This is a genomic window from Suilimivivens aceti (genome assembly GCF_025567405.1).
Lineage (GTDB): Bacteria > Bacillota > Clostridia > Lachnospirales > Lachnospiraceae > Suilimivivens > Suilimivivens aceti.
On sequence record NZ_JAOQKJ010000009.1, the window covers coordinates 90,463 to 113,272 of the forward strand.

Below are 22,810 nucleotides of genomic sequence, written 5' to 3' on the forward strand. Positions count from 1 at the left end.
CTTTTCAATATTCCCAACCCAAATAGCGCTGACAGGTTGGGAATAAACTTGGGAATAAAATAGATTTTCCTATAAAATTTTTTCTTTTTTCTTTGCCTTATCTGCTGCATCCCTTCCTGCAGGTGTCCCGGACACCCTTGCCTTCATTGCTGCGAGCTTCTCTTGCAATGAAGTCCGTTCTGCCGGTCGGTCTGACAGCTTACTATCCGTAACTGTTTTTCCAAGATTACTCTGCTTTGCCGGCATATCCGCAACCTCATCACCTTTTTTATCCACCGATTTCACATCTTCCTGTGGTTTTTCCGGTTCTGCAGCATCGTCATCCATGCCAATCGCATCATCTCCTTTTTCGTCCATGTTAAGCAGGGCATTAAGCTCTGCAAGACGTTCCAGCTTTTCAGATAGCTCCGCTTCCTGTGGAAATGGCTTATCTACCTCCGCTTTTGCTGTTTCAAGCTGATGTTTCACATTGGATAGCTTCATCTGTGCTTCCTCAAGCTGTGAAGGCATGGCTTCCAGTACATTGTTGATTCTTGTGATATTTCCAAGCGGATCAGAGCCGACTTCCATCGGGTGGCTCATTGCACCTTTGACATTCATCACAAATTTATTGTTAAAAGAATCAAAGGTTACATTCAGCTTAAATCCAAGATATTCACCTACATCCGCACTGGCATTGATGCCTTTAATCTCCTTACACATGGCTATGATTGCAGTTCCAGCTTCCTTTTTGTCGGTGTATGATTTTCCACCCACCTGCATAAAGAACTGCTCCTTATCCTCCGGCTTATTTTTCGCATATTTATTCATATCAGCGGTAAAGCCTTCGATACGCTCCTTGAAAATGGCGATCTGATGCGGATAATGTTGTGTGATGTTATCCTCCAGCCTGTACTTCTGACTGGTATGGTTTGCCTTCATCAGTTTCAGCTTCGATACCTGAATATCGAGATCCATTTTTTCTTTTATGTAGGGATTACCTGTGGCAAGTGCCTTGACTTCTGCATAGGAAAGTGCCGCTTCGTCCACATCCTCACAGCTTCGCACCGGGGATTTGCTGGTCATGATCTGTCCGATGAATTTCTGTTTATTCTCGATGAGCTGCCACGAATAACTGTCAAACGTACCTTCCGTAACATAACGAAATATCTTGACCTTATCATTCTGGTTGCCCTGTCGTAAAATACGACCTTCCTGCTGTTCAATATCAGAAGGACGCCAAGGCACATCCAGATGATGCAGTGCAATCAATCTGTCCTGCACATTCGTACCGGCTCCCATTTTTGCTGTGGAACCTAATAAAAAACGAACCTGTCCGCTTCTTACTTTTGCAAACAGCTCCGCTTTTCTAAGTTCTGTATTGGCATCATGGATAAATGCGATCTCCTGCTCCGGCACTCCCTTTTCCATGAGCTTGTTTTTTATATCCTCATACACATTGAAAGTGCCATCGCCTTTCGGTGTAGAAAGATCACAGAAAATCAACTGTGCTGACTTCTGCTCTTTGGTGTTCTCCCATATCTCATAGGCTTTCTCCACACAGGTTGCCGCTTTGGAATTTTCCTCATCCGGAAGCATATCATTGAGCAGCCTCTGGTCAAGTGCCAGCTTTCTTCCGTCATTGGTAATCTTTAGCATATTGTCCTCGTAAGGCTGCACCTGTCTGTCCCGGACTGCTTCAGCACGTTCCGCAAGAGACGCCACCATTTCTTTCTGAAATTCACTCGGCTTTAATACCACATTTTCATACTCTGCTTCCGGCACAGGAAGTTTTAACATATCCGGTGTCTGAATGTCCGCACTCTCCTTGAAAAGTGCAATCAGCTCCGGAAGATTGAAAAACTTCGCAAATCTTGTCTTTGCCCGGTATCCGGTTCCCTCCGGTGCAAGTTCTATGGCGGTCTGTGTTTCCCCAAAAGAAGCCGCCCACGCATCGAAATGTCCCAGTCCCAGCTTCTGAAGCGTACCATACTGGAGATAACGCATATTCGTATAAAGCTCCGTCATGCTGTTGGAAATTGGCGTTCCGGTCGCAAAAGTTACACCCTTGCCGCCTGTGATTTCATCAAGATACTGGCACTTGGCAAACATATCAGATGACTTCTGTGCTTCTGTCTGTGCGATGCCTGCCACATTCCTCATTTTCGTATAAAGGAACAGGTTCTTGTAATTGTGGCTCTCATCCACAAACAGCCTGTCTACACCCAACTGCTCAAAAGTCACGACATTATCCTTACGGCTCTGGTCATTTAACTTGTCAAGCCGCACCTGCAATGCTTTCCTCGATTTTTCCATCTGCTTAATGGTATAACGCTCCCCGTTGTCTCTTTTTGCCTGATCAATAGCAAGCTCAATCTCATCAATCTGTTTTTCGATTGTGGCTGCCTGTCTTTCCTGTGATAACGGGATTTTTTCAAACTGACTATGCCCGATAATAACGGCATCATAATCACCTGTTGCAATACGGGAACAAAATTTCTTACGGTTGGCGGGTTCAAAATCCTTTTTCGTTGCCGCAAGGATATTTGCTCCTGGATATAACCGTAAGAAATCACTTGCCCATTGTTCAGTCAGGTGGTTCGGCACCACGAATAATGACTTTTGGCATAGTCCCAGACGCTTGCTTTCCATTGCCGCCGCTGTCATTTCAAAGGTCTTTCCGGCACCAACGCAGTGTGCAAGCAGGGTATTATCCCCATACAGCACATGGGCAACCGCATTTTTCTGATGCGGCTTTAATTCAATATCCGGTGTCATACCCGGAAATTTCAGATGTGAACCGTCATATTCTCTTGGTCTGGTGGAATTGAAAAGCTCATTATATTTTGCCACAAGTGTCTGCCTGCGCTCCGGATCACGGAATACCCAGTCCTTAAATGCTTCCCTTATCGCTTCCTGCTTCTGGCTTGCAATCATGGTTTCCTTTTTATTAAGAACTCTTTTTTCCTTTCCATCTTCCTCAATGGTATCATAAACTCTTGTGTCTTTCAGATTTAAGGAATCTTCCAGTATCTTATAGGCATTTACCCGGCTTGTACCATAGGTCATGTTGACAAGCGTATTTCCAAAATCAGCGTTTTTCCCTTTAATGTTCCACTCTCCGGTCACACCCGAAAACTGCACCCCAATCGTATCTCTGCGGAATAAATGCTCCGGTGTCTGGAACGTATCACGCATGAAATCATTGATATATTTTGGATCAATCCATGTGGCACCAATACGCACCTCAATCTCCGATGCGTCCAGCTCCCTCGGCTGTACCTGCGTAAGAGCCTGCACATTTGGAGCATATTCCGGATGATTTTCTGCATAGGTTGCTGCAATGGCAAGTTTCTCACGCACATTTCCGCTGAGATACTGGTCTGCTGTCTCCCAGACATCGGTAAGCGGGTTCTGGAAAATAACACCACGAAGCTCCTCAATCAGCGTATCCTTGTCCTTTTCAGTCAGCTCTGCCATATAATCAAGGTCGATTTTAGCTTTCTCTGCTAAAGATACTGCCAATGCTTCACTTGCAGTATCCACACTTGTGACCACCTCTGCCCTTTTAATGGTACGCTTCGTGAACATATCCGCTTTGCCCTTGAAATTGCCCTCATCATCAAGTTTTTCCAAAGAACACAACAGGCAATAACTGCTGTCCTGATTAAAGGCTCTCTTATTCGTCTGCGAATTGATCAGACCATATTTTTTCGAGAAAGAATCGTATAATGTGTTTAATTCCGCCTGTTTTCCCTTGATTGCCGCATCGGAATATTCCTCAAGCTGCATATCAATCAGCTCCTGCGTACAGTTACGGATTGCCACCATTCCCTTGATACGTTCTTTTGCGGTGTCTGATACTTCTACAGGCTTCATGACAGAATTTTCACGGTAATACACTTCATTCTCAACTACGGTATAGCTGAAATTTTTAACGGACGGATCAGCCGGAATACTCTGCCTGCTCATATCATCCGCAAGCTCCTCATCCAGATCAATCGTATCAATCTGTCCCGTAATGTTTTGAAGTGCTTTCGCTAACTGCTCCGCAAATGGTCTGCTGTCATCTGCCTTACAGGTGCTTTCCATGCCATAAGGACCGGATACCATTTCCATCTTTCCTACGATCTGCTCCGGATGCTGTGCAAAGTAAGCGTTCATTGCAATGCCATCTGCATCCTCTCCCAGATGTACCCAGTCCGGCTCACGCTCTACCATGCGGTCACGCTTCTGGAAAAATAATATATCCGAAGTCACTTCTGTTCCTGCATTTGCCTTAAATGCGGTATTCGGAAGTCTCACCGCACCTAGCAGGTCTGCACGCTGTGCAAGGTATCTTCTGACCTCCGGACTTGCTTTGTCCATAGTTCCCTTACTTGTGATAAAAGCAACCACACCACCGGAACGCACCTTATCCAACGTCTTTGCAAAGAAATAATCATGGATCAGGAAATTATTTTTATCATACTGCTTATCTGCCACTTTATACTGACCAAAAGGCACATTTCCGATTGCCACATCAAAGAAATCATTCGGATAATCGGTCTTTTCAAAGCCTTTGATCTGCACATCTGCTTGCGGATAAAGCTGCTTTGCAATGCGTCCGGTAATGCTGTCCAGCTCTACTCCGTAAAGCCTGCTTTCTTTCATGGAATCCGGCATCATACCGAAAAAGTTGCCGATACCCATGGAAGGCTCCAGTACATTTCCTTTGGAAAATCCCATTTTCTCCAATGTTTCGTACATCTGGCGGATAATGACCGGACTTGTATAATGGGCATTCAAGGTACTCTCCCTTGCCATGCGGTACTCCTCCGGTGATAGCAGTTCCTTTAACTGGTGATATTCTGCTGACCAGTTTGATTTGCTCTCGTCAAACGCATCGGCAAGACCACCCCAGCCGACATACTGGGATAAAATCTGCTGTTCCTGCGGTGTAGCATAACGGTTTTCGCCCTCGATCTGCTCCAACATCTTGATTGCTGCAATATTTGTCTGGAATTTTTCTTTTGGAGAGCCTTCACCCAATCGGTCATCGCTGATATGGAAATTGACAGCGTTACTTTTATCTGGTGCTGATACCGCCCTTTCTTGTGCTGATTGCCTTTCTGATGCAGGCTGTTTTTCCTCTGACGAAGGTGTAAGCGGCTCCCATTCTCCGGTAAGCACCTGCGACAGCATATCTTCAGTCTCTTGCTCTGATTCTCCATTCTCCAGACGCTCACGGGCAGCCTGCGTGTCTATGTTGTCCAGTTCATCTTCGGTCTGCTCCCTTTCATCAGAGAACTCCGTCTCTGCTTCCCTGCCACTTTCTGCAAGCTCATTCCCCCAATCCATTGCTTCCTGCAAAGTCGAAAATGTCTCCAATGCCGGACGGGTGGTGTCTGCCGTATCATAAATAGCATATCCGTCCACTTCCTTATCAATCCAAAGGAATATTCCCTCTGATAAGGTTGCACTCCACTGTGTCGGATTGCCATATTCATCATCTGCATCATGTACCACATGCCATGATAATTTCTGCGATTCCTCTTGTGAAAATTCTTGTTGTGGCTCAGTTTCATCCGGCCCTGCGATACCATCCGTCCCCTCAAACCTTGAAAACACCTCTGCTTCGTGTCGGTCAATATCTTCCTCTGCAATGGCATTGATATAATCGTCCTCTACCTCGCTACGCTCCGGCTTATGGTCATATTCAAAGGTTTTCCCATTGACCTGTGCATAATAAAAGCTGTTATCCGCAATGTTATTTCCAAGCAGATATTTTTCTTCCTCACTGCCCCACTGATCAACCAGAGCACACTCATATCCATCAATCGTGACCTTTTCCTGTGCTTCCTTTTCTTTTTCCCACAATACATTGATATATCTTCTTGCCTGATTGGTAAATCCGTCCAATACTGCCGGATGTGAACTTAAAATCAGATCATTATTCTGCCACTCATTTTCCGCAACAATGCCTTTTGCCCATTCCTTATTGTTCTGCGAAAACCGCCCATCATAATCAAAATGCGTGACGGTATTTGCAAGAACAAATTCCACACAGTCAATGCCATATTTATCTATGATTTCATCTGCGGTATTCCTCGGAAGCACAAAACCATTGAATTTCTCGGCAATCAAGGCTTCGATGTCCTTCTTACATTCAAGTCGCTGTCCATGCTCCAGACGGGAAAGCTCTCGCTGTCTTGCTTTCTCTGCCTGTTCTTCCTTGTATGCCTTGTAGTTTTCTTTCCCCTGTGGAGATAAATATTTATCCTCATGGATCAGCTCACGTAGCCTTTTCTCGACTACATTCCAGTTCAGAAGCACTTTTGCATACGGATTTCCATAGCTGCCCTTCTCCAGACGGATACCTTTTCCATCATGTTCATTATGGGAATCATCGTTGCCTGGAAGTCCACCGGAACCGCCGCCAATACCATATTCATTTTTCAGAAAAGCAACTGTTTCTTTCTGGTCATGTCCTTCCATGAAATACTCATAAATGCGGAAAGCTCCATGCTCATAGCCGCTTCCTCTGCCAAGTGCATAGTCGATTTCATCCTGTGTGATAAAATCTTCCTGTGCTACCTCCACCGCATCCGGCAATGGAAATTCCAGTCTCTCCCTGTCAAAGTCTGCTATCTCCGATAACAGATATTCCGGTGATTTCACATGCCGCCATTTTAATTCGGCTTCACCCGATGCAAGTCGCTCTGCCGCATCTTCCAAGATATTTTTAAGCTGTTCCCTGCCCTCATGGGTGGAAAGAAGCTCCATGAGTTTTGCTTCACTTTCCGGATAATTTCCTGCTTTTAAGCCAAGCTCCTCCGGCATTTCATCCATTCCATCTCGCAGGAAGAAATAGATCTGATTGGCAACACGATTTCTCTCCTGTGTATCTACAAGAAATGCTTCACTGGCACTCATATAAGTACCATTTTCGATCATGGAACGGATATGGCTCTCCACATCTTCCCAATCCATCGTGACAATCGGTGTTTCCCTTGCCTGTGTTCCATAGCCGACGCTCATACCATGCTCATCGAACCACACTGATACTGGATTTCCATTGATTTCAAAACCTTTTCCGGTCTGTCCGTACTCATTTTTCAGAAAATCCACCATCTGCTCGGCATTTCTGCCCTCTGTGTACTTTGCAAAGATACGCTTTCTGCTGTGCTGTTTTCCTCCACCACTGCGAAGAATGGTTTCAAGCTCATTCTGTGGCAAAGAAAAAGCAGCGGGCATGGTATATTTCATACTTGCTTCCGCTGCTGCGACTGTTCCGACCTGCTCCTCAAAAGAAGGAAACAGGCTGAGTTGTGTAAAGGTGGGTTCCGGTGCTTCTCCCCGGAGAAGATCATCTGTGTCTGTTACAGACTGTAAACCAGTTCTCCCAGAACCACTTCCTCTGCTCGGTTCCGAATGCTGTTCATCTTCGCTACCCAAAGCATCTGATCGGTTTCCTTGAGCTGTTCTGTCACTCCCTCTGTTGCCGCCATCTGGCTTATCAGCTTCTCCATTCTCTCCTCTGCCTGCTTCTGAATGGTCAGCAGGTGTTCTTTCAATGTCCCTTTCAGAAGAAACGCTGAGTACACGCCCCTGTGGTTCTCCTTCAGATAAGTCTCCCTCATCATTCCGTACTTCGTTACGGTTCCCTCCGGCTGACTGTCCGCCTGTAATGTCGGGATCAGATAATCCCCATTCTTCTCGTATGTCAGATTCATTGCTATTGCCCCTTTCTACGCTGTTTTGATTGTTGTCAATATATTCCTCATGTCCGCTCTCGCTTTCACGCTTTAACGCATTGTAGTCTATTTCAGAAGTATTTGCAAGTCCTTTCTGCGTTAAATTTTCTGTTTGTTCCTGTTCGTGGCTTCTGTTATATGCCCTTATGGTTCTTCCAATCTCTAAAAGTACCGGTTTTGCAAGCTCATTGGCTGCATCTCCAAGTACTGCAAGGGTGTCCATGGAATTAAATTCATGGATAAAATCGAAAGAAAATTCCGAACCATACTCCTGCATATCTGCACCACAGGCAGATAAAAGTGTAAAGGAAATGCTGTCCGATAATGTCTCCCTCAAGCGGATACCGACATTCTGCTCGTCCAGTCCTTCTAAAAAACTGCCCTCGATCATGTACTGCAAATCCGGCAACAATTCCTCATAATAATCTGCCGCAATCCTCTCAGCTATCTCTATAAGTCTTTCTTCAAACAGCTTCTTATCATCGGTAGCACCATAAGTCTGCTCCAGACGCTTAATTACATCTTCCTTATGTTCCTCATGTAATTCCCAGAGTTCCGGATACCGTCCGATTCTCCTTGCCGCATGGACATCTGAAACATCAAATACATATTTCAGACGCTTTCCATGTGCATCATCCTCGTCCAAAAGTGCGATACCTTTTGCCCCTTTGTTTACCCAGCAGTGCATACGCTCATTCCACAGCTCTATGGAAGCACACGCTGTTGCGTCCGGTCTTTGTGCATAGATCAAAAGCTGTTCCCGGAACGGATACTTATACAGCCTTGCCGCTGTGGTAAGGTATTTCATCCATTCCTCACGATTTTTGACAACCTCGGCTGCTGTCTCTTTTGCCAGAGCCGATATAAAATCATATTTTCTCACGCAGTTCTCCTTCCTGTCATAGATACGACAAAAAGGCAGCCACATACACTACATGACTGCCTTTCCCTTACTTCCCGTTACATTCCTATTCTGTTGTACCAAAGCTGAAAGTCTTACTCTCAACCGCTTTCTTAGGCGTAAATCTCGCCTTAACTTCCGCAACCCTCCCCTCTAATGCCTGAAACATAGCATCTACCTGTTCCTGTGTATATTCGTAGGAACCTCGATTTGCAAGATTCTCCAGTCTGCCAATAGCATCAACCGCCTTATTCATGCGGTACTCGCCAATACGGATAAACTTCTCCGCCTTTGTCTCATTTTCCTTTGCCGCAGGCTCACCCTGCATTTCCTCTGTAGTCATTGTTACATTTGTTTCTTCCATGTGTTTTCCTCCGTTTTTGATAAAAAATTAGAGCGTACAGGTTTTCCCTTACGCTCTAACGCTGTGTTGTTATTAAATTGTATGTGGTATAATGTCGTACCGCTAAATTAAATTTCTCGACATCCACAAATAGAGAATTGTCTATTACATTTCCCATTATAGTTGATTTTCTAATTCGTCGAGAATGAATTTTTGTGAAATAGATGAAATCATTTCTACAACTTCCATAACAAAGTTCCTCATAAATTCTCTATAACAAATCACAATTTCACCCTTATATAACACTATGAATAACTTCTCTTTATTGCTACCTTCTTTATACTCATCATACTCAAGTTTAATATTAGTTTGATGTACGATTTGATCTCTTAATGATCTTCCTCTCTCGCTACCACAGAGTAAACGAAAAGCATGTGTATCAAGTTTATCTATTTCACAAAGATATGATTTTAAATAAATAAATTTATCATTTTCATCCTTCAATATTTTCTTTGTGAATTTATTGAAACTATCATTTCTTTCATGAAAAGCCATACAATGAAAAATAGTAGCTACTACATCTAATGCATTTCTTGCAAAAAGGATTGTACTTTCAGTATGATAAAGCAATGTTGTTTCATCATCTCCAAAAAGGCAAGGCATTTCCATGTTCTGTGAGACTTCAAATTCATTTAAATTTTCAATAGCACATTTTTCTGCAAACAACATCATTTTGATTTTCTGATGACATATTACTGCTTTCTCTTTTAAATTGATTTTAGTTTCTGTATCTATACTGGTATTATGTTCAATAAGGTTAAATAGATCATAACCTATTTGTATTTTTGGTATGATATCACCATAGTCCGATGTCAACTTCAAATCAAGTGATACAAGTTCATTTCTGTCTAACCACATTAAGTATTTCTCCTTAACTTTACAAATTCCGATATTTTCCCAACTATACCACAATCACAGCTACATTTCTACCCTCGCTTTCCTGCCTTTTGAGAAAATTCCATCTTAAACTTATACTGGAATCCCTTGATTTCTTTACCATCTTTCGTATAGGAAAATTCCTGTACACTCTCTGGAATCAGGTACGCATCATAGCTACCCTTCTTGCCTTTTAATCCTTTTACAAGTATCTTTTTCCCTTGAAGCAGGCTCTTGACCTGTGTATCGGAAAGTGTTACCCCAAGTGCCTTGCCGACATTCATACCGCACTTCCCGGTACAGTACGCTCCGAATTTTCCCTTGACTACATCAGCACCACACTTCGGGCATTTGCCTAGCACTTCCTGTCCACCCTTACCTGTGCCAAACATGGCTTTATGTTCATCACTAACGCTGTGATAGGTCTTTACAAGATCAGTTACCATTGCTTCAATACCTGACATAAACTGTTCTGCAGCAACTTCTCCTTTGGATACAAGAGTAAGCTCATTCTCCCAGTCAGCGGTCAGTTTCGGAGATTTTACTACATCCGGAAGTATCGTGATCAGCTTCATTCCGTCCTCTGTCGGGATCATCTGCTTTTTCTCACGTTTCACAAATCCGTCTTTTACCAACTTTTCTATGATATCGGCTCTGGTGGCAGGTGTGCCAAGTCCTTTTCTCTCCACCTCATCACCCATATCCTCTGCTCCGGCTCGCTCCATTGCCGACAAAAGGGAATCTTCTGAAAGCTTTTGTCAAGGGGGTGCGTGGATATTTTTCATATTACTTACGCAGATTCTCTCTCTGCTTCTGCCTGAATAATGCGTTTCAACCTGTCCTCCGCAGTCAAACCGCTACTATGGTCAAAAAACACTTTGACTTTATAATTTGTTTTGCCTTGCTTAATCACAAAAACTCCATCCGGTTTGTTTTTCTCCGAATGGTTATTTGGGATGGGTAGTGTACTGTTCACAATATTTGTCATACGATATTCCTCCTTAAATGAAAAAAGCCCGACAAGGAAAGGTCTGACAACGAAGTTCCGACAACGGACATCAAAAAACCTTTTTTCTTTATCGGGCGATACTATCTTTTTACTATTTTCTTTTTCTCTATAATATTGGTTGTCATGGTTGTCAGAGAGGGAAAAGTGCCGCAATATCAAGGCTTTCGGGATTTTTGCCCGACAACCAGACCGACAACCGGCTCGACAACCGAAGCGACAACGGACTTTTATTTTTGCTTTAACCATTCTTCCGGAAGCCCTAACTGTTCCATTTCCTCTGTCGGGATTTCCTGAAAACCATCCATGCTGTTGTCAGGCTCGTTGTCGTTCCTGATACGCTCCCAGCCCTTTTGTCTGCGGTAAGGCTCTGGAAAATATCTCGGATTGCTGAACGCCCTCCAGCCTGTGACAGCGTTATTCATAATGTCGTTGATCTCTCGCAGCTCCCATTGTTTCGGTTCGTCATAATCATGCCCCAGTGCTTCCTTGTAAAGCTGCTTAGAGCAGACTATGCTGCCGGAATAGCGTTCCAGATAGTCTAAAATCTGTCCTGCCTTTGTGTCCTCCGGCATAAAATCCTTTTGGTGGGCTTTCAGATAATCGTTCATAGCCGGACTGAATCTCAGACGGAAATTGCCGCTTCTGTAAATCTCCATAGCTTCTGCCCACATCTGATTGATATACTCTCTGGAAGCCTGTTCATCTGCCAAAATATGAACCTCAGCCCTTTCAGGATAGACCATAACCGGAACGAAGCGGCGGTTGCCTGTTCTGTCAAGGGGAAGAAAGTCAAGGGTATTAGAAGAACCTCCAAACACACATTGTCGTTTTCTGTCTGCCGGATGTGTTTCATAGGGTATCTTATAGGTTTCCTTTTGGCGGCTCAGAAAGGACTTGATTTCTTCAATGCTCTTAGCGTTGGCGGTTGCAATCATTTCCGACATTTCAATAATCCAATGCCCCTGCATTTTGCGGTACACATTTTCATCATCCAGCTTTTTCAAGTCATCAGAGAACCAATCATCATTGACCGCAAGCAAACGGAAGAAAGAGGACTTTCCGGCTCCCTGACCGCCCACAAGGCAGAGCATTACCTCAAATTTGCACCCCGGCTTAAAGGCTCGTGAGATAGCTCCCAGCAGAAACAACTTCAATGCTTCATAGGTGTAATCATCTGTATCAGAACCGAGAAAACGGTGCAGACAGAAGCGTATGCGTTCCGTTCCGTCCCATTGCAGGGCATTGAGAAAATCACAGACAGGGTGGTAACGGTTTTCATTAGCAATAACCGCAACTGCGTCTATGATTTTCTTCTCTACGGTCAATCCATAGTTTTCTTCAAAATATAGGAGCAGATATTTCACATCCACATCTGTCAATGTCGGGCTGTCACGATACCAGCCGAGGGACTTCACAATGTCGATTCTTTCGGTCAGAAGATTTTTTCGGATAGCCCCTTTCAAAAGTGGGTCATATTGCAGAACACGCTTATAATTTGCGGCAGTATTATAAACCTTACCTTTCTCGCTCTGCTCTAAGCTGTTTCGGATTTCTTCTACTGTACATGGTTCTGTCTGCTGACAGTTCTGCAATTCGCTGTTCAAGTTTCAACGCCTCCTTTCTCTGTTCTGCCACAAGTGCTTTTCGTTCCTCCAATGAACCATACAGAAGAATATCAAGCAGATATTCGATATAGTTCTTCCTATGCAGTGCTTCTGCAAACAGGGGATTCCATTCCTCATCCGGCTGTTTAGGAGCGTATTTCTTTTCCCATTCTCTAAGAAGATGAAAATAATCTGTCAGCACCTTGTAGCAATGATTTTCTTCTTTTTGATATTTCTGCTCCGGTGTCGGCTCACGAATACGAGGGCGGACACTGGGCTTTTGTCGGCTGTCATAGTTAAGACCAAAATCTTCAGCAAGTTTGACAGCAGCTTCCCTCAGCCCGATACCGAATAGCTTCGCTGTCAGATCAACAGCATCTCCGGTTGCTCCGCAGCCAAAACAGTAATAGCGTTCATCCAGCTTCATACTGGGGGACTTATCCGAGTGAAACGGACAACACGCCATACCTGTGCGACCCACTTTCAAGCCATAGGCTTCTGCGGCTTGTCGGGCAGTAACATTTTCTTTTACAATTTCAAATACATTCATGTGACTCCTTTCCTGAAACGAAAAAAGCACCTGTCATTTTCAAAACGAAAATAGCAAGTGCCTTAAAGTTCCATATTTAATTTTGGATGCAAAAAAGCAGGAGACCTTTTCGGATCTCCTGCTTAGTAAAGCTGTGAAGATTTAATTGTAGTCAGTTTTTCTTATACCATCCGAAATTTATACTTTAATGTTCTCTCATAACAAAAATCAATTTTGTCCTCCAACAAAAATACCGTTTGGGGGATTATCCCATATAAAATTATCCTCAGCCACTTCGCTCTCCAATGCAATTTCAATTTTATATATCCCCACATTTTGGGCATTTTCATCATCCTCACTATACATATAAAAATTCATACAATACCTTTCCTTCTCTGTCAATATGAGATACATACCATCCAATTCCGTTTTCCTTTTACCATAGTTGCTTTCACTTGATGATGCACAATCGCCCTCAAAACTTTGGATACTGCCCTCAATATAATCGAAAAAAGCAGAGATTTCAGTGTCTAAATTCTCAATGTTCTTTTTGCTTTCTTCGGAAAATAGAGATTTGAGTTTCTCTGAATCCTGTTGCTTATATGCCTCAATAACTTGTTGACATATTTTATCCGTTTCATTTTGTTCAGAGCTAAACCAGTCATTGAAATACTTGTTAGAGCAGCCTGTTAAACCGAGTATCATAATCACACTGGAAAACAACAATACCTTTTTCATATAATTACATCCTTTACTTGATAATTGCAAAATCACTTATTGGATTAAGGTCATTACAAAAAATTTCTTACTATCATTATACTTCATCAACCTAAAGAATGGAAGATATTTTCCTGCTCCCTAAAGCAAAAGCACCTGTCATTTTCAAAACGAAAATAGCAAGTGCCTTAAAGTTCCATATCCTGTTTTTTGCTTTTCGCCGGAATTGTCCGGCTGACTTCACGCTCTGCCATTTCCTTCTTCTTGCGGCTCAACTGCTCTATAATGGAACTTTTGGCTTTCTTCTTGATTTGCTCCGTTCCGGCTTTTTTGACCTCCGGTTTCATCAGCGTAGTTTGGATTTTCTGAATAGTTGATTTCATAGCATTTGTGATTCTGGCAATCACGCCATCCAATCGTTTCACTGCATACTCAACTTCTTTCTTTGAAGCCTTACGCTCAGGGGAGAGAACCCACGCCTTAGACTGCTCCACCAGCTTAATATCCTCCTTGTGCGTTTCCAGTTTTACAGTATCAGCAACGACCTCAACCGCCTTGTCATAGGCAATATCGGCAACCTCGTCCACCAAAGCTTCCACATCTTCAATCTTCATCGTGAGTTCTTCCAACTTTTGCTCCTGTGCTGCCAGTTGCTCCTTTTGCTTGAAAAGAATATAGTCCTGTTTTTCCAGATATGCACGACCACCATATTCCGGTTCTTCTTCCAGTTGTAAGCCATGCTTTTTCGCCACATCAAACAGCAGCACTCGGCAAGCTGAATCGAAAGTCATCTTGCGGTTGTTTTTTCTTCCGACTGGCTTCTCCGGTTCCGGCAGTTCAAACCCCAATGCTTCCAAAGCCTTTTCCTGTTGTGGGGCAATCTCTCCATATTGATTTTCACAGTCGAACACATGACGCTCGTGAATATGAGGGGTGCTTTCATCCAAGTGCAGCGCCCAATTCAGGATATGGACATGAGAGCCGAAACGCTCATTTACGATTTCCATAAATTCTGTGACAATCTCAATGAGCAGTTCCGGTGGAACATGATTATCAAGTGTTCCAATCTGATAGACCGTTTCCTCTGGACAGGTCTTTTTGCTTTTGAGTAAATCACCGGTTTCCTTATTCCTTTCAGGGTGTCGGTTCTTCACATTTCTTTCGTTTTGTCCGGTTACAAAATCACGATACCGCTGACGATAAAAAAGCTGTTCCACATCTTCAAAAGTGGCAGACAGCTCATTTTCCTTATCGGGATTTTTGAAATTGCGGAAGCCATTGTAACAGTCCCAATAGAGATTTTGTTTGGCTCGTTCTTCGTCAATGTGTTCGCTGTTGGCAATGTCAAAACTGCGGTCATTGTGCTTCGGATTATAAACGCCATTCTTTCCAGCTCGTCCATTGTGCCTTGTTAATTTCACATGAGTTCCTCCTTTTCTTTTTGATTTCCCCGACAGGGGAGAAGGGCAGCGAAGCTGATTCCTTGCGGCTTTCTGCGTCAAGTAATACCCAGTACTAAGTGGCGAAACGCCACTTAACTGGGCAAGGCTGCCGCCCTTGACCTGCACAGGGATATTGCATTCCCTGTACCCATGCACAAAGGGTTGCACCCTCTGTACTCCCGCCCGAACAAACTGACTTCGCCCCGTCCCAAGCTCTGTCAGTTCCTTCGGTTTTACAAAACAGTCCACCGGACTATTTTGCAAAAAGAAAAACCGACGCATGATCGCTTTACGCTCAATACATCGGTTTCTTCATCTGACCTTAACGGTCATATTCAGTTATCTAATATTGTACTGTTATAAAATCTATGTCATTTACGATTTTTCTTATGCTGATTTGCCCAGTAAGATTTTATAGGGATTCTTCTCCTTTTTATGTCCTCCATAAATTCTTCTTTGTCAATATTACTATCAATGGTAAATAATTTTTCTCCATTTACATATACACGCATAGAACCTTTCTTTCTCTCACAATATGTAATATCTTCAAAGCGAAAAGTTCTCTTTCTTCCAAAAGTTGAACGCCATGTGATTTCATCTCCGTTCACTTCCAGTTTCCACATAATCATGTTCAATGAGCCGATTAAAGAAACAATAAAGAAAATACTAAAACCAATTGGTGGCAATAAATCATCTTGTTGAATAGCACTGGCTACCGTAGCTCCCCCAAAAAGAAACACCGCCAATACAAAAAACATAGTAAGTACTTTTTCGGTTTTTATTATATAATGCGTCCTAATTATTCCCTTTTTCTGTTCTTCCTCTCGTTCTTTAGCTCTCTTTTGTTGAAGATTTACAAGATATTTCAAAAGAAGAAGTACAACTAAATAGGGACCTATTTGTGTAATTATATTCAAACACATTCGTAAAAAATTATTCATTTTTGCCCTCCATAGTTCCAGCTATATAAAAATGATTGTTTGAAATCGAGTATTAAAAACCTCAATTTTTCATATCTCATTATACTTCATCAACTTAAAGAATGGAAGAAAAAATTTTGTGTGCAGAGTTCCTGTTCAAGCCCTGTAACGCACATTTCCGCAAAATCCATAGTCCCCGATACTTTCCTTGCAGACGATAGGCAACGGTCAAAACATCAGGTCTGCACCTGACATTTTAACCGCATATCAGCCCTGATTATCACATTATCCCTGCTGACTGTTCAGCCCATGCTTTTTCGCATATTCGCTGGCTTTCTGTCTGCGTTCCTCACTGTAAGGCGGCAGGAAGCGGATAGACAGACGGGATTTTGCCAGCTCATAAGAAACACCGCCTTGAGCATTGGATTTTTCCAGTCTGCAAAGGTCAGGGTACTTCTTAGCAAAAGCAGCCAACCTCTTTTTCAATCCGGCATTGTGGGTGTAGATATTTGCCTTATCCTCGCCCTCATTAAAGAGAACGATTGTTTCTTTCTCAATCTTTGTCAGTCTTGTCATAGCAGCCCTCCCTATGGTTTTTCAACACACGCAGCTTGCAGTAAAAGCAGCGATACCACCTTTCAACACCTTCAGCACTCAGCTTAACGGAAAGCATATAAAACAGCTTCTTCGCCACTGGATCGGGTGCAAGGGCAGCTACCATACGCAAACGCTCGACAGTTGCTTTCAGGTTCGGACAGCCAAAGGCATAAAGGGCTTCCATTTCATTCCGGTTCATCTTCATTGTGTTTTCCTCCTTAAAGTTTGATAAATGAAAAGCGACAGACACTTCATAAGGAAATACCTGTCGCTTCGTTTACGATATAAATTTGTTGGTTTTGGACTTGATAAAATCAGCAGTAAATCATTTCCTGTCTGATGATTTCTTCGGCTCGGTTACGAATAGAGTTCATGGACTGTACCCACAACATCTGATTGTCTGCTTTCATGGTTTCGGTCACACCCTCGGCTTGTTTCATCTGCTCAATGATAAGGCTGCATCTTTCCGTTGCCTGTTCGTCCAGGTCAGCAAGGTAAGTATGCAGTTCGCCGGATAAACAGAGGGCAGAGAACCTTGTAGGGCGGTACTGCTCCAAATATGTCCTGTGCAGTCTGCCCCACATACCGATAGGGCGGTGTTCCTCCGGTAGCTTCAAGTCCGGCACATAGTAATCGCCCACAAGAACATAGTCCAGACCGTTGCTTTTGTCATGGATTCGTGATTTCAATTCTGTCATGCTATTTTTTCTCCTTTCACTTTTTGCCGATTTGATTTGCTTGTGGCGTTCTGTTCAACACACACATTGCTATCAGAACTTTTTTCTTCTGCTATACGCTCATGCTCCGCAAATTCTTTTGATTTCTCACGAATCTTTTTCATATACTTACGATTGGATTCTCGTTTTCTGCGAAGTCGTTCCGCCTCTTTTTCAGCAGCAATCCTTTCTTCCTCTGTTGGTTCATGCTGCTCCACAGGTACTTGAAATTGCCCGACATAGTTAAGATATATCTCCACCTCTGTGGTGCGGTCTGCACCTTTTCCTTGTGGCTCGTGAACCAGAATTTTGTCGATAAATTCATTTATCATGGCAGGAGTAAGTTCTGTAATGTTCTCATACTTTTTAACCAGCTTTAGAAAACGCTCCACATTATTTTGACCGCCTATAATCCGTTGCATATCAGCGGTGTCAGTCTCAATAATCTTGTTCAGCTCGTTCTGCTCATTTTCATAATCAGTAAGCATACTCTGAAAAAGTCTGTCCGGCAATCTTCCAATCACATTATCTTCATAGATTTTCCTGATAAGCATATCCAGTTCGTGAACTCGCTTCTGATTTCTTTCAATGCGGTTTTTTACAGTTTCAGAAACAGCAATATCTTTCATCGCCGATTCTTCTTGCAGAGAATAGACAAACTCCTGCTCATTCAAAGAAACATAATGGCAAGTCTCTTGTATGGTTTTCAGAATGATGCTTTTAAGTGCTTTTGTTGAAATATGGTGGCAAGTACAATGCCGGTCATACTTCTGATAAGCAAGATTATAAGTGGAACATTCATAACAATCTGCCGGATTTGAATGGCTTATCCGCTTTTCGCCTTTGGTAGTATAGTATATTCTTTCACGCCCTTTTCGTTGCCTGTGATTATACATCGGCGCACCACAGTCAGCACAGTAAATCTTTCCGGTTAGAACATTAGGCTCACCCATAGGGTCTGCTTTTCTTACATTCTGTCTTAACTTTTGAGCAAGCATCCATGTTTCTTCATCGACAATAGGCTCTTGTGTATCATCAAAAACCACCCAATCTTCCTTATCTGCCCTTTTCGTCTTTTTGTCCTTATAGGAATTTTTGAATGTCCTGAAGTTGACAGTCTTTCCGATATACTCTGGTCGGGCAATCAGAGTAGTAACCTGATTTCCTCGCCACATATACGGATTTTCTTTGTCATAGTTGCTTGCATGATTTCCAAGTCCCTTTTTGCCAAGATAATAAGATGGTCTTTCAATTTTTTCTTCTGAAAGTTCTCTTGCTATCTGATAAGGTCCTTTTCCCTCAATAGTCATACGATAAATTCTGCGGACTACTTCAGCAGCTTCTTCATCAATAATCCAATGGTCGGGGTTTTCTGGGTCTTTCAAATAGCCGTATGGTGGGATATTACTTGTATGAGCGTTGCCGGAAGAACCTCTGGATTTCAGTACAGCTTTAATTTTCTTACTTGTATCCCTGACAAACCACTCATTCATGATATTCAGAAAAGGGGCAAACTCACTGGTTTCTTGACGGTCACTGTCAATACCATTATTGATTGCTATAAATCGAACTTCCTTTTCTCTAAACAGAATGTCAGTGAAAAAACCTACTTGCAGATGATCTCTGCCAATTCTGGACATATCCTTGCAGATACAGGCAGTGATTTCTCCGTTTTTAACACCTTCAACAAGTCTGTTCCATGAAGGTCTGTCAAAAGTTGCTCCACTCCAACCATCATCGGTAAAATGAACAAGATTCGTAAAGCCATGTTTTATAGCATAATCTTCAAGCATTTGCTTTTGATGAACGATACTATTACTCTCGCCAGCATTATCGTCATCACGAGACAGTCTTTCATACAAAGCAGTAATGCCATTGCTTCTATCTTTTTTTCTTCTCATGCTGAACTCCTTTCTTCAATTCCTATCCACTCCTTACGCTCACAAAATATCACATCAGTATAATGTTTCGGTGGCTGTGTGAAATGCTCGGAAACCTTTGTCTGCTCCACTGCAATCATCATGCCCTCACGAAGCTCCGGCAGCTTCTTTTCTTCCTCGGCATCCGATTTATCCTCTGTGGTCTTATAGGAATTTTTGAAGAAATCATCAAATTCCTTCCATCCATTTTTCCATACTTCCTTACCGGATACCTTAAACACAATCTCGTTGCAGGTAAGCTCTGCCTTTGTGGAATTATAAATGTGCTTCTCCCCGGTTGCACACAGCAGACGGTTCGCACATAATGAAAGGATCTTCATTTCACTCTCAGGAATCACCTTTAAGTCCTGTTTGATGATCTCCATGGTCGGAATGATTGCATGGTGGTCTGTCACTTTCTTGCTATTCAAAATTCTTTTAATATCTGGATTGAACATGATATTCTGCTCAAATAACAGCGAATTGAAAATTGCTTCAATCACATTTTTCGCTGTTCCCTCCATGTCATCGGAAAGGTACTGGCTGTCTGTTCTCGGATATGTTACTAACTTTTTCTCATAAAGGCTCTGCGTATATTCCAATGTCTGCTTGGCAGTAAAGCCAAACAGACGGTTTGCATCCCTCTGGAGTGTGGTAAGGTCATAGAGTTTCGGTGGTGCCACCCACTTTTCTTCCTTTATCACAGAAGTGACAAGAGCCTGTCCGTTTTCACAGGCTCCTGCAATCCTCTCTGCTTCCGTTTTATCACTGATATGCTCCGATACAGCATCCAGACCATTTTCCATGATATGAGCCATATAATAGGCTTCTTTCTTGAAATTCATGATTTTACTTTCACGGTCTACCAGCATGGCAAGTGTCGGTGTCTGCACTCTGCCGACCTTTAATGCCTTGCCACCATACAATACCGTAAAAAGCCTAGTGCCATTGATACCCACAAGCCAGTCTGCTTCCTGCCTGCATAGTGCTGACTTGTACAGATTGTCATAATCACTGCCTGGACGAAGATTATGGAAGCCGTCACGGATAGCACTCTCCTCCATGGAAGAAATCCATAATCGTTTCATCGGTTTTCTGCACCCTGCCATGTTGTAGGTCAGGCGGAAGATCAACTCTCCCTCCCTTCCGGCATCGGTAGCACACACGACTGCATCCACCCTGTCATCATGCATAAGTTTTTTCAAAATCTGATACTGTGCTTTCGTATCACTTTTCACTTCATGCTGCCATTCCTGTGGGATGATCGGAAGATTGTCATAACTCCATTTCTTCCATGCTTCCTCATAGCTTTCCGGCTGTACCAGTTCTACCAGATGTCCCACACACCATGATACCAGATAGTCATTGCCTTCCAAATAACCGTCCTTACGCTGTGTGGCACCAAGAACTGCCGCAATGCTCTGTGCCACGCTCGGCTTCTCTGCAATTACAAGCTCCATCTCTATTCCTCCCCGTTTTCTTCATCATTATCGTTGTCACTGTTATCTTCACTGTCATTCTCGCCTGTGTCCTCTGATTCTGTATCATCGCCACCATTTAAGAATGCTTCGTCTGAATCCTGCTCGGCTTCGTCCTCGTCCTCATAATCATAGTCCTCGTCAAGCTCGTCCTCATCTTCATCCTCATCAATGAAGTTTTCCTTTTTCTTCTTAGACTTCACAACATATACCACTCCGATCACAGCTACCGCAGCAATGCCTATTAAAATATATGTAAAGCCGGAACCATCTGCTTTTGCGGTATCCTCTTTCGGCTCACTTGTATCTTCCGTGCTATCTTCGGTGCTGTCCTCAACACTTTCTGCTCCCTGTGTTTTATCTCCTGTGGTATCTGCATTATTATTTGACAATGCACTGTCTTTGGTAGGAATTGCAGATTCCAATGCTGCTGAATTTTTCGGAAGTGTCTCGCTGTTATCCGTTGTGGTATTTAACAGGTCATTTTCACTGACTTCGGTAAGGAAATATACCTTTTCATCTACCCCGTCACGATCAATCACCAGATAAAATACCTTTTCTGATGCAGTCTGGATTGTATAAAATTCCTTGCCTTTTTCAGAAGTCTGGCTGTCACTGCTCTGGTCGGTATCCTTAGAAGTATCTCCCATACTTGGAGATTGCTTTGCTATTGCGGAACTGCTTGAATTTGTTCCACTGCCTGTCTGGGAAACTGTATTTCCATTCACATCCGTTTTTGTATGTTCTGTGACCTGTGCGGTTGCAGAGCTAGGTTTGGTTGCCGACGCATCCACCGGGAGCTGCTGTGCCGGATCTTTTTCATTGCTGTCCTTGTTTTCCGGATCGGTGTAATACGGATTGGCTGTTTTATAGATTTCTGAGGTATTTCCTGCATTATCCATGGCTGAAATCGTGAAATACTGATATCCTGCATCAAACTGTTGCAGACGGATATTCAAAGCACCATTCGTATGGTCGGTAAACTCATAGCCATTGACATAGATTGCCTTGATACCGGAATCCGTATCATGTGCCTGAATACTCAATAGACCATCGCTGACTGCCGCATTTAAGGTAGGCTTCGTAAAATCAAAGCACTTGATATAGCGATTTTTCTCATAGGTCTTGCCCTTCTGGTCTGTGACCTGCACATAAATAGTGCTGTTTTCGGAAATCTCTATGTACATATCCTCGGTAATATCTGTCCAGCTTCCATTCTGCCCGACTTTCGCCTTTACTGTCTGAACGGTAAAATTACCGGAAACTATCGTATCTTCTACTTTGACTATCACCTTAGTGGTATCGTTATGCCACCCAGAAGGTGTATTGATTGTGATTTTTACGCTCGGATTGATATAGGTACATTCCTTATAGTTCTTTGCACACACCTCACAATCTTCATCCACCGCATACTGGCTGCACTTTTCTTTGCAGGTGCATTTTGCGGCAGGCTGTGTTTCTTCAGGCGAATCTTCTGTTGTGCCTTCTGTGGAATTTTCCGTCTTTCCCTCTCCGGTATCTGTTCCTGAATTTTCTTCCCTGCCATTGCCGGGTGTAACTGTATTTTCTGCGTCACTTGCACTTTCCGTTTTCTGCTCGGCAGTATCCTCCGCATGAACCTCTATCGTATTTGTCCTGTTGGCAAAAAATGCCCCCATCGGCATACAAAAAAGTATTGCCGACAGCATAAGGGACACTACCGCCCTAGCCGATAATTTCCTGTTTTTCATTGATTGAAACCTCCTTTTCCTGTTCCCGTTTCTGTAATAAATTTCTGACTTCATCCTCACTGAGCTTGTTTAACATCTGCAAACGCTCCGATGAGATTTTATATTTTCGTATGATCTTCATGGCTTCGGCATCCTCCGCCATCTGTTTCTGTTCTGCAAGGTCTTTTTCCTTTGCCTGTAGCTGTGCTATCTGCTCTCTGACCTTTTTAAGCTGTGAATTGATTCGTTCTACTGACAAAAATAATTCCTCCCTT

Annotated in this window: 16 protein-coding genes and 1 pseudogene; all 17 read right to left on the minus strand. The window is 43.1% G+C overall.

Annotated elements, in window-relative coordinates; all coding sequences use genetic code 11:
- Positions 1-69: 69 nt before the first annotated feature.
- The 17 genes and pseudogenes from OCV77_RS11835 to OCV77_RS11920 all read right to left on the minus strand — a co-directional run bounded on the left by OCV77_RS11835 (position 70) and on the right by OCV77_RS11920 (position 22,794).
- The gene (locus tag OCV77_RS11835) at positions 70-8,598 is read right to left on the minus strand and encodes a DUF3849 domain-containing protein (protein WP_331488865.1); all 8,529 of its coding nucleotides are present in this window, start codon (positions 8,596-8,598) and stop codon (positions 70-72) included.
- Between the two features lie 85 nt (positions 8,599-8,683).
- Positions 8,684-8,980: a hypothetical protein gene (locus OCV77_RS11845; protein ID WP_262575258.1), complete on the minus strand. Its 297-nt coding sequence runs from the start codon at positions 8,978-8,980 to the stop codon at positions 8,684-8,686.
- Positions 8,981-9,136: 156 nt separating this feature from the next.
- Positions 9,137-9,877 (minus strand): hypothetical protein, encoded by a 741-nt coding sequence (locus tag OCV77_RS11850; protein WP_186867836.1) that lies wholly within the window; start codon positions 9,875-9,877, stop codon positions 9,137-9,139.
- 68 nt (positions 9,878-9,945) lie between these two features.
- Positions 9,946-10,620 (minus strand): DNA topoisomerase, encoded by a 675-nt coding sequence (locus tag OCV77_RS16700; protein ID WP_262575281.1) that lies wholly within the window; start codon positions 10,618-10,620, stop codon positions 9,946-9,948.
- A 65-nt stretch (positions 10,621-10,685) separates the two neighbouring features.
- On the minus strand, positions 10,686-10,883 hold the full coding sequence (locus OCV77_RS11860) for a hypothetical protein (protein WP_097780884.1): 198 nt from the start codon (positions 10,881-10,883) through the stop codon (positions 10,686-10,688).
- 248 nt (positions 10,884-11,131) lie between these two features.
- The gene (locus OCV77_RS11865; RefSeq protein WP_077711718.1) at positions 11,132-12,508 is read right to left on the minus strand and encodes a virulence-associated E family protein; all 1,377 of its coding nucleotides are present in this window, start codon (positions 12,506-12,508) and stop codon (positions 11,132-11,134) included.
- Entirely contained in the window at positions 12,420-13,058 is a 639-nt protein-coding gene (locus tag OCV77_RS11870; protein ID WP_173859827.1) for a CHC2 zinc finger domain-containing protein, read from the minus strand. The genes OCV77_RS11865 and OCV77_RS11870 overlap by 89 nt, the downstream gene beginning before the upstream one ends.
- 207 nt (positions 13,059-13,265) lie before the next feature.
- Positions 13,266-13,775, minus strand: a complete 510-nt coding sequence (locus tag OCV77_RS11875; protein ID WP_003864561.1) for a DUF5104 domain-containing protein — start codon at positions 13,773-13,775, stop codon at positions 13,266-13,268.
- Positions 13,776-13,942: 167 nt separating this feature from the next.
- Positions 13,943-15,478, minus strand: coding sequence for a plasmid recombination protein (locus OCV77_RS11880; protein ID WP_262575259.1), 1,536 nt, complete (start codon positions 15,476-15,478; stop codon positions 13,943-13,945).
- 89 nt (positions 15,479-15,567) lie between these two features.
- Entirely contained in the window at positions 15,568-16,137 is a 570-nt protein-coding gene (locus tag OCV77_RS11885; RefSeq protein ID WP_262575260.1) for a DUF6560 family protein, read from the minus strand.
- 264 nt (positions 16,138-16,401) lie between these two features.
- Positions 16,402-16,692 carry a molecular chaperone gene (locus tag OCV77_RS11890; RefSeq protein WP_253095036.1) on the minus strand — a complete coding sequence of 97 codons (291 nt, stop codon included), beginning with the start codon at positions 16,690-16,692 and terminating at the stop codon, positions 16,402-16,404.
- Positions 16,670-16,918 carry a ferredoxin gene (locus tag OCV77_RS11895; protein WP_262575261.1) on the minus strand — a complete coding sequence of 83 codons (249 nt, stop codon included), beginning with the start codon at positions 16,916-16,918 and terminating at the stop codon, positions 16,670-16,672. The genes OCV77_RS11890 and OCV77_RS11895 overlap by 23 nt, the downstream gene beginning before the upstream one ends.
- Positions 16,919-17,027: 109 nt before the next feature.
- Positions 17,028-17,411, minus strand: coding sequence for a TnpV protein (locus OCV77_RS11900; RefSeq protein ID WP_005930786.1), 384 nt, complete (start codon positions 17,409-17,411; stop codon positions 17,028-17,030).
- Positions 17,408-19,330, minus strand: coding sequence for a recombinase family protein (locus OCV77_RS11905; protein ID WP_118667849.1), 1,923 nt, complete (start codon positions 19,328-19,330; stop codon positions 17,408-17,410). The genes OCV77_RS11900 and OCV77_RS11905 overlap by 4 nt, the downstream gene beginning before the upstream one ends.
- An 11-nt stretch (positions 19,331-19,341) precedes the next feature.
- A pseudogene (locus OCV77_RS11910) lies at positions 19,342-20,808 on the minus strand (DNA topoisomerase); the annotation flags it as partial.
- Positions 20,809-20,810: 2 nt separating this feature from the next.
- Positions 20,811-22,556, minus strand: coding sequence for a CD1107 family mobile element protein (locus tag OCV77_RS11915; RefSeq protein WP_262575264.1), 1,746 nt, complete (start codon positions 22,554-22,556; stop codon positions 20,811-20,813).
- Complete coding sequence (locus tag OCV77_RS11920) at positions 22,531-22,794, minus strand: DUF4315 family protein (RefSeq protein WP_055264214.1); 264 nt, start codon at positions 22,792-22,794, stop codon at positions 22,531-22,533. The genes OCV77_RS11915 and OCV77_RS11920 overlap by 26 nt, the downstream gene beginning before the upstream one ends.
- Positions 22,795-22,810: the final 16 nt, after the last annotated feature.

Excerpts from the sequence above, each read along its gene's own strand:
- OCV77_RS11885 (WP_262575260.1), bottom strand. The coding sequence starts at position 16,137 with ATGAATAATTTTTTACGAATGTGTTTGAATATAATTACACAAATAGGT.
- OCV77_RS11880 (WP_262575259.1), bottom strand. The coding sequence starts at position 15,478 with ATGCGTCGGTTTTTCTTTTTGCAAAATAGTCCGGTGGACTGTTTTGTA.
- OCV77_RS11875 (WP_003864561.1), bottom strand. The coding sequence starts at position 13,775 with ATGAAAAAGGTATTGTTGTTTTCCAGTGTGATTATGATACTCGGTTTA.
- OCV77_RS11890 (WP_253095036.1), bottom strand. The coding sequence starts at position 16,692 with ATGACAAGACTGACAAAGATTGAGAAAGAAACAATCGTTCTCTTTAAT.
- OCV77_RS11860 (WP_097780884.1), bottom strand. The coding sequence starts at position 10,883 with ATGACAAATATTGTGAACAGTACACTACCCATCCCAAATAACCATTCG.
- OCV77_RS11905 (WP_118667849.1), bottom strand. The coding sequence starts at position 19,330 with ATGAGAAGAAAAAAAGATAGAAGCAATGGCATTACTGCTTTGTATGAA.
- OCV77_RS11845 (WP_262575258.1), bottom strand. The coding sequence starts at position 8,980 with ATGGAAGAAACAAATGTAACAATGACTACAGAGGAAATGCAGGGTGAG.
- OCV77_RS11870 (WP_173859827.1), bottom strand. The coding sequence starts at position 13,058 with ATGAATGTATTTGAAATTGTAAAAGAAAATGTTACTGCCCGACAAGCC.
- OCV77_RS16700 (WP_262575281.1), bottom strand. The coding sequence starts at position 10,620 with ATGGAGCGAGCCGGAGCAGAGGATATGGGTGATGAGGTGGAGAGAAAA.
- OCV77_RS11895 (WP_262575261.1), bottom strand. The coding sequence starts at position 16,918 with ATGAAGATGAACCGGAATGAAATGGAAGCCCTTTATGCCTTTGGCTGT.
- OCV77_RS11850 (WP_186867836.1), bottom strand. The coding sequence starts at position 9,877 with ATGTGGTTAGACAGAAATGAACTTGTATCACTTGATTTGAAGTTGACA.
- OCV77_RS11900 (WP_005930786.1), bottom strand. The coding sequence starts at position 17,411 with ATGACAGAATTGAAATCACGAATCCATGACAAAAGCAACGGTCTGGAC.
- OCV77_RS11915 (WP_262575264.1), bottom strand. The coding sequence starts at position 22,556 with ATGAAAAACAGGAAATTATCGGCTAGGGCGGTAGTGTCCCTTATGCTG.